This is a genomic window from Rhodococcus sp. P3_B8 (assembly GCF_056402775.1).
Window position 1 is genome coordinate 1 of record NZ_JBFUGT010000341.1, and the last position, 6,647, is coordinate 6,647.

A 6,647-nucleotide genomic window follows, 5' to 3' on the forward strand; every position below is an offset into this window, starting at 1 on the left:
GGCGCACGACACCGGGGGTCGCCCGGCCCGCCGCGGCCGGCCCGGGGACGGCGGAGCACCGCGGGCGGGTGCCCGCCGCGGCCGGAAACCCGGACCTGCGTCAACTCCGCACGGACACCGCAACCGCGGGGCACACTGAGAGGCATGTCCCTGCCGTTCGCGTCGATCGTGTGCGCGCTGATCGCGGCGTTGCTGTTCGCGTGCGCGTCGGTCGCCCAGCAGAGCGCGGCGTCCGCGGTCCCCGAGGACGCCGCGTTGATGACCACCCTGCTGCGCAGTCCCCGCTGGTGGGCCGGCTTCGTCGGGGACGGCGGCGGGTACGCGATGCAGGCGGTGGCGTTGGCGCTCGGGTCGGTGCTCGTGGTGCAGCCGCTGCTGGTGACGGCGCTGCTGTTCGCGTTGCCGTTGTCGGCGAAGTTCTCCGGGTACCGGCTCAGCCGCACCACCTGGGCCCTCGCCGTCGCACTGGCCGTCGCGCTCGCGGTCTTCCTGGTGATCGGCGACCCCACCGAGGGCAACATCGACGCCCCGTTCCGCGAATGGGTGGTGCCGCTGGGCATCCTCCTCGCCGTGGTGGCGGTCGCGGCCGCCGCGGGGATGTCGAAGATCGACCCCGGATGGCGGGCGCTGCTGCTCGGCGGGGCCGGCGGCATCCTGTACGGGGTGGCGGTCGCGTTCACCAAATACGTCGTCGAACTCGTGCCCCACGGGCTGTGGGCGGTGCTGAGCAGCTGGCAGGCGTGGGCGCTCGTCGCCGCCGGCCTGGTCGGGGTGTATCTGCAGCAGCGCGGCTTCCAGGTGGGACCGCTGTCCGCGTCGCTGCCCGCGCTGACCATCGCCGAACCACTCGCCGCCGTGTTCCTCGGCATGACCGTCCTCGACGAGCGGCTGCGGGTGGCGGGCCCCGGACTGGTGGTGGTCGGCTGCGCGGTCGCGGTGATGCTGGTGGCCACGGTCGGACTGTCCAGGTCGCAGGCCCAGCGGACATCCGACACCGCCGCAACTTCCCCGGTATCGTCCTGACATGTGCAGTTCCTCGACGGGCATCGCCCTCCCTATGACCTGACGTACGACGACGTGTTCCTGGTGCCGAACCGCACCGAGGTCACCTCGCGATTCGACGTCGACCTGGCCACCTCGGACGGGTCGGGCACCACCATTCCGATCGTCGTCGCCAACATGACGGCGGTCTCGGGACGGCGCATGGCGGAAACGGTCGCCCGCCGCGGCGGTCTGGTGGTACTCCCCCAGGACCTTCCGGCACCCGCCGTCGCGGAGACCGTGTCGTTCGTCAAGAGCAGGCACCTGGTCGCCGACACCCCGGTCACGCTCGGCCCCGACGCCGCCGTCTCCGACGCCCTGGCGCTGCTGCCGAAGCGGGCGCACGGCGCCGTGGTCGTCGTCGAGAACGACCGCCCCGTCGGCGTCGTCACCGAGGGCTCCTGCACGGACGTCGACCGGTTCGCGCGACTGCGCTCGGTGGCGCTCACCGACTTCGTCACCGCCCCCGACTCCGCGTCGCCGCGGGAGGTGTTCGAACTCCTCGAGGGCAAACACGACTCCCTCGCCGTGATCGTCCACCCCGACGGCACCCTCGCCGGGGTCCTCACCCGCACCGGCGCCATCCGGGACGGCATCTACCAGCCCGCCGTCGACGGCAACGGGAAGCTGCGGGTCGCCGCGGCCGTCGGCGTCAACGGCGACGTCGCCGCGAAGGCCCGCGCCCTCGTGGACGCGGGGGCCGACCTGCTGGTCGTCGACACCGCGCACGGCCACCAGCAGAAGATGATCGACGTCCTCGGCGCATTGAAGAAGGCCGACCTCGGTGTCCCGCTGGTCGCCGGCAACGTCGTGTCCGCCGCCGGCACCCGGGACCTGATCGACGCGGGCGCCGACATCGTGAAGGTCGGGGTCGGACCGGGCGCGATGTGCACCACCCGGATGATGACCGGGGTGGGCAGGCCGCAGTTCTCCGCCGTCGAGGAATGCGCCACGCAGGCCCGCGCGATGGGCGCGCACGTGTGGGCCGACGGAGGCGTCCGTCACCCCCGCGACGTCGCCCTCGCCCTCGCCGCCGGCGCGTCGAACGTGATGATCGGGTCGTGGTTCGCGGGCACCTACGAGTCCCCTGGCGACCTGCGGGTGGACCAGTCCGGCAACGCGTACAAGGAAAGCTTCGGCATGGCCTCCAAGCGTGCGGTCGCGGCGCGCACCGCCACGGACACCGCGTTCGACCGGGCCAGGAAAGGCCTGTTCGAGGAGGGTATCTCGAGTTCCCGGATGCGCCTGGACCCGGAACGCCCCGGCGTCGAGGACCTGATCGACCACATCTGTTCGGGTGTGCGCAGCACCTGCACGTACGCGGGCGCGCGGACGCTCGCCGAACTGCACGAGCGTGCCGTTCTCGGTGTGCAGTCCGCCGCCGGGTTCGCCGAGGGCCGCCCGCTGCCGGCCGGCTGGTGACGACCGCTTCCTGATGCGCCGGTGGGTGTCCTGTTCCACGGAACCGGACATCCACCGGTATCATGGGTCGCTCAACCACACCAGTTCTCGGCGCCGGACCCGTCCGGGCCGTCGAGGCCGAACGAGAGGACTCCGGTGCCCGCGGCACCCACACACGAAGCAAGCGCCCCACCCGCCGTCTCCGGGAGTGCCGTGGCCTCCTGCTCCGTGGAATCGGACTCCGATTCCGCCGGTTCGGAGGGCTCCTCTAGCGAGCCGGGTGACAAACCCGGCGACCCCCGTTCCTCAGCTCGGCGGCGATGACACATGGACATCGCGCTCAGCATTCTCGCCCTGCTCGGCTTTCTCGCCCTGACCGCGGGTACCGCGTTGTTCGTGGCGGCCGAGTTCTCCCTCACCGCCCTCGAACGCAGCACCGTCGACTCGCACGCCCGCGACGGTGACCGCCGGGCCCGGCAGGTGCAGCACGCCCACCGCACCCTGTCTTTCCAGCTGTCCGGGGCGCAGCTCGGCATCACCATCACCACGCTGATCACCGGATACCTGTCCGAGCCGGTCCTCGCCCGGTTCATCACCCCGGTGCTGTCCGCGATCGGGTTCAGTGAATCCGCTGCCGCGGCAACGTCGTTGGTGATCGCCCTCGTCCTCGCGACCTCCTTCTCGATGGTGTTCGGCGAGCTCGTGCCGAAGAACCTCGCCATCGCCCACCCCCTGCCCACGGCACGCGCGACGGCCGGCATGCAGGCGGCGTTCTCGCTCATCTTCAAGTGGGCCATCAACGGGCTCAACGGATCCGCGAACTGGCTGGTGCGACGCCTCGGCATCGAACCGGCCGAGGAACTGCGGTCGGCGCGGTCCCCGCAGGAGCTGGGATCGCTCGTGCGGACGTCCGCGCAGCGCGGCGCCATCGACAAGGGCACGGCGCTGCTGGTGAACCGCTCGTTGCGGTTCGGGGAACGCACCGCGGAGGAACTGATGACCCCGCGCGTGAAGATCGAGACCCTGTCCACCACGGACACCGTCGCCGACCTGATCGACACCGCCTCCCGCACCGGGTTCTCCCGCTTCCCCGTCGTCGACGGGGACTTGGACGACGCCGTCGGCGTCGTCCACATCAAGCATGCGTTCGCGGTGCCCGCCCACCGTCGGCGCACCGCCCGCCTCAACTCGCTCGCCCAGAAGGTCCCGGTGGTGCCCTCCAGCCTGGACGGTGACGCCCTGATGGAGCGGATCCGGTCCGAYGGCATGCAGGTCGCGTTCGTCGTCGACGAATACGGCGGCACCGCCGGGATGGTCACGATGGAGGACCTGATCGAGGAGATCGTCGGCRACGTCCGCGACGAGCACGACGAATCCGAGATCGACGTCCAGCGGGTCGGTGACGGCTGGTCCTGCTCCGGGCTCCTCCGGGTGGACGAGGTCTCCGACACCACCGGCTACACCGCGCCCGAGGGTGAGTACGAAACCCTCGGCGGACTCGTCCTCACCGAACTCGGGCGGATACCCGACGAGGGCGACGAGGTGGAACTGCCACTGCCCGAGGGCGCGCACGACCCCGGCGGCCGTTGGGTCGCCACCGTCACCCACATGGACGGCCGGCGCATCGACCGGGTGCTGCTCACCCCCAAGCCCGACGAGACCGGCGACACCGACAGCGAGGAGGACGACGATGAGTGACCTCTTCGGTGTGCTGCTCACCTTCGTGCTGCTGGGAGGCAATGCCTTCTTCGTCGGCGCCGAGTTCGCGCTGATCTCGGCCCGCCGCGACCGGCTCGAGGCCCTCGAGTCGCAGGGCAAGAAACGCGCCCGCACCGTGATCACGGCGGGCGAGAACCTGTCGCTGATGCTCGCGGCCGCGCAGCTCGGCATCACCATCTGCTCGATCCTGCTCGGCAAGGTCGCCGAACCGGCGATCGCGCATCTCCTCGAGGTCCCGCTCCACGCGGTCGGCCTGCCCGCCGGGCTGCTGCACCCGGTGGCGTTCACGATCTCGCTGGCGCTGGTCGTGGTGCTGCACATCCTGCTGGGTGAAATGGTGCCGAAGAACATCGCGCTCGCGGGCCCGGAGCGGACGGCCATGCTGCTGGTCCCGGTGCACCTGCTGTTCATCAAGCTGGCCCGCCCGCTGATCTCCTTCTACAACCTGTGCGCCAACCTGACGCTGCGGTTGCTGCGGGTGGAGCCGAAGGACGAACTCGACGTCACCGTGTCGGCGGTGGAACTGTCCGAGATGATCGGCGAGTCCCGTTCCGAGGGACTGATCGACGCGGAAGAACACCGTCGGCTCACCCAGGCGCTGGAGACCACTGACCGCACGGTCAGCGAGGTGATGATCCCGCTCGACGAGGCCCGGACCATCCCCCTGTCGGACGGCGGCACCCGGCTCGGCGCCATCGAGGAGGCCGTCGTCGAGACCGGGTACTCCCGGTACCCGGTGCGCGCCGACGACGGCTCACTGGTCGGGTACCTGCACCTCAAGGACGTGCTCGACGACATCCTCGACGAGGCGGCCGGACCCGACACCGTCATCCCGCGGTCGGACATCCGTCCGCTGCCGTGCATGTCGACCACCACCCCGCTCGCGGAGGCCCTGGCGAGTCTGCGGCGTGCCAGCTCGCACCTGGGGGCGGCGGCGGACGCGTCCGGGCAGATCGTCGGCATCGTCGCCCTCGAGGACCTCGTCGAGGAATACGTGGGCACCGTCCGCGACGGCACCCACCGCGTCAACGGCGTCAATCCGGGACAGCGAACGAGCTGATCGGATGGACGTTCTGGATGCGTCGGAGTGGATCCCTCGCCGCGACCGGCACCGGGCGAGGGTGTCCGCGCTGATCGGACCGCACCTGGAGCGCCGGGAACGCGGCGAGACCCACCCGGTGATCGACTTCCTCTTCACCTATTACAGCTATCGGCCGAATCAGCTGCTGCGCTGGCACCCCGGGTGGGGAACGGTCCTCGCCGGCGGGCAGGAGTACGCCGAACTCCGCGGGTATCACCGCACCGATGCCGGCGTCACCGTCGACCCGGAATTCCTGCAGCGCCGCTCGGACACGGTCGCCTTCACCGCACGCCTGATGGAGGCGACCGCCGGGCGTCCCACCCACCTGTCCTGCTTCGGGCTGCACGAGTGGGCGATGGTCTACCGCTCCGACGAGGTTCGGCACGGCAGCGTCCCGCTGCGGCTCGGGCCGGGCGGCACCGACTCCGTCGTGGAGTCGCTGAACCTGCGGTGCACCCATTACGACGCGTTTCGGTTCTTCACCCCCGCCGCCGAACCGCGGAACAGTGAGCCGTTGACCCGCGACGACCAGCTCGGGCGGGAACAGCCCGGGTGCCTGCACGCGTCCATGGATTTGTACAAGTTCTGCTACAAGCTGGCGCCGATGATCGACTCGGACCTGACCGTCGACTGCTTCGAGCTGGCGCTCGCCGCACGGGAACTCGACATGCGGGCCAGCCCGTACGACCTCACCGCCTACGGGTACACCCCGATCCCGATCGAGACCCCGCACGGCCGCGCCGAGTACGTCCGGGAGCAGTCGGCGCTGGCCGACCGCGCCGCACCGCTTCGTGCCGCGTTGCGCGACCGGTGCAACCGGTTGCTCGCTACCGTGAGCCCATGACTCTCACGGGTTACGACCGCGACTGTGCCGAGATCGTCACGCAGACCGAACTGCCGGCCGCCACCATCGACGGCGCGGACATGACGGTGCCGGTGCCCGGATGATCCCCACCGTGATCGACTACGGCGACCCCGGCGACTACCTGGCGGCCCGCCTCCCCGTGCTCTCGTTGGCGGCGGGTTCGGTGGCGGCGCTCACCGGCGCCGTCGACCGGTTCGACAGCGCGCACGGCCGTGACCCCCGGTCGCGGCGGCTCGATCCCGAGCGGATCGCCGCCTCGTTCGCGAGCGACCGGCTGCTGCGGGTATCGGGGGCCCCGGTGTCCGGTTTCGCGGAGCTGTCGGGGTTTTTTGCGGCGTCGGACGGCTGGGTGCGGACCCACGCCAACTACCCGCATCACCGCACGAGACTGCTGGCGGCACTCGACCTCTCGGACGACGCCGGCCGCGACGCGGTGGCCGCCCGGATCGGGCGCCTGACCGCCGCCGACGTCGAGGACCGTGCCGCCGTGGCGCAGGCCGTCGCCGTGCGCGTGCGGACCGCGGCGGAGTGGGCGGCGAG

General features: G+C 71.1%; 5 protein-coding genes and 1 pseudogene. All 6 read left to right on the plus strand.

What is annotated here, in order from left to right; translation table 11 throughout:
• Positions 1–144: 144 nt before the first annotated feature.
• A complete protein-coding gene (locus tag AC1D1G_RS39580; protein WP_477956320.1) occupies positions 145–1,023 on the plus strand; it encodes a DMT family transporter in 879 nt (292 codons plus the stop codon).
• 3 nt (positions 1,024–1,026) lie between these two features.
• Positions 1,027–2,463: a GuaB1 family IMP dehydrogenase-related protein gene (locus tag AC1D1G_RS39585; RefSeq protein WP_009480507.1), complete on the plus strand. Its 1,437-nt coding sequence runs from the start codon at positions 1,027–1,029 to the stop codon at positions 2,461–2,463.
• 306 nt (positions 2,464–2,769) lie between these two features.
• Positions 2,770–4,140, plus strand: a complete 1,371-nt coding sequence (locus tag AC1D1G_RS39590; RefSeq protein WP_477956321.1) for a hemolysin family protein — start codon at positions 2,770–2,772, stop codon at positions 4,138–4,140.
• Positions 4,133–5,221: a hemolysin family protein gene (locus AC1D1G_RS39595; protein WP_317567301.1), complete on the plus strand. Its 1,089-nt coding sequence runs from the start codon at positions 4,133–4,135 to the stop codon at positions 5,219–5,221. The genes AC1D1G_RS39590 and AC1D1G_RS39595 overlap by 8 nt, the downstream gene beginning before the upstream one ends.
• A gap of 4 nt (positions 5,222–5,225) precedes the next feature.
• The gene (locus AC1D1G_RS39600; protein ID WP_280784529.1) at positions 5,226–6,086 is read left to right on the plus strand and encodes a 3-methyladenine DNA glycosylase; all 861 of its coding nucleotides are present in this window, start codon (positions 5,226–5,228) and stop codon (positions 6,084–6,086) included.
• Positions 6,083–6,647, plus strand: a pseudogene (locus tag AC1D1G_RS39605) (hypothetical protein); the annotation flags it as partial. The gene AC1D1G_RS39600 and the pseudogene AC1D1G_RS39605, both read left to right, overlap by 4 nt.